The 1,048-nt window shown below is 71.5% G+C and carries 2 protein-coding genes; both read left to right on the top strand.

What is annotated here, in order from left to right:
• On the top strand, positions 1 to 330 hold a 330-nt coding region (locus tag ACTNB2_RS08835), incomplete at its 5' end, for a Mu transposase domain-containing protein (RefSeq protein ID WP_441044939.1).
• On the top strand, positions 330 to 1,048 hold a 719-nt coding region (gene istB / locus ACTNB2_RS08840), incomplete at its 3' end, for an IS21-like element helper ATPase IstB (protein ID WP_441044938.1). The genes ACTNB2_RS08835 and istB, both read left to right, overlap by 1 nt.

The following is a 1,048-nucleotide window of genomic DNA, read 5'->3' on the forward strand; positions in this document are numbered from 1 at the left end:
CTCCTCGAGTCGATGGTGGGCGACGTGAGCGTCCAGACCGTCCCGCCGACCATGCTCGTCAGGGCCGCCGGCAGGGAGTGGTCCGTGCCCAGGCGCTGCATCGGCCGGCGCGTGAGCGTCGTGGCGATGCCCGGCGGCCAGGTCGTGGTGAGGATGGCCGGCGAGGAGGTCGCCGTCCACGACGCCGCGTCCGGGCCGTCGAGGCCCATCAACTACGACCCCGACCACTACGGGCAGGCCCTCGAGGGGAAGCGGGGCCTGGCCGACGCGGACATCGCCGAGGCCGCGCGCGCCAACCTCGCGCTGCTCGACTCGCTCGGAGGGGCGTGATGGGCGCCGTCGCGGAGGGCAGCCCCTCGATCAGGGCGCAGGCGAACCTCTCCGCGCTCGGGCTGCACGAGATGGCGGCGTCCCTGCCCGACTACGTGAGGATGGTCGCCGCGGGCGAGCGGGGCTTCGCCTCCGCCCTCGAGGAGATGACGCGCGTCGAGGTCGCCGCCCGGGAGGTCAGGATCACCAGCCAGCGCATACGGTCGTCGGGGTTCCCCTACGTCAAGGGGCTGGCGGACTTCGACTGGGACTTCCAGCCCTCGGTCCCGCGCGCCGAGATCGAGGAGCTCGCGACCCTGAGGTTCGTCGAGCGGGCCGAGAACGTCCTGTTCGTGGGGAGCCCCGGCGTGGGCAAGACGCACCTCGCCGTCGCGCTGGGCATCGAGGCGGTCAGGGCGGGGCGCGAGGTCAGGTTCGTGGACTGCGCCCGGCTCGTCGAGGACCTGGAGGACGCCTCGTCGCGCGGCATCCTCAAGAAGAGGCTCAGGTACTACGCCCACTCGAGGCTGCTGATCATCGACGAGCTCGGCTACCTCGACGTCGGCAGCGCGGGCGCGGACCTGCTGTTCCAGCTGATATCGACGCGCTACGAGCAGCGCTCGACGATCATCACCACCAACGTGGGGATCAGCGGCTGGGGCAGGGTGTTCGGGGACGACGTGGCGGCGAGCGCGATCGCGGACAGGGTGTGCCACCACTGCCACCTGGTCAAGATAAC

The organism is Collinsella sp. HCP28S3_G2, from assembly GCF_052065125.1.
In the GTDB taxonomy this organism is placed as follows: Bacteria; Actinomycetota; Coriobacteriia; order Coriobacteriales; family Coriobacteriaceae; genus Collinsella.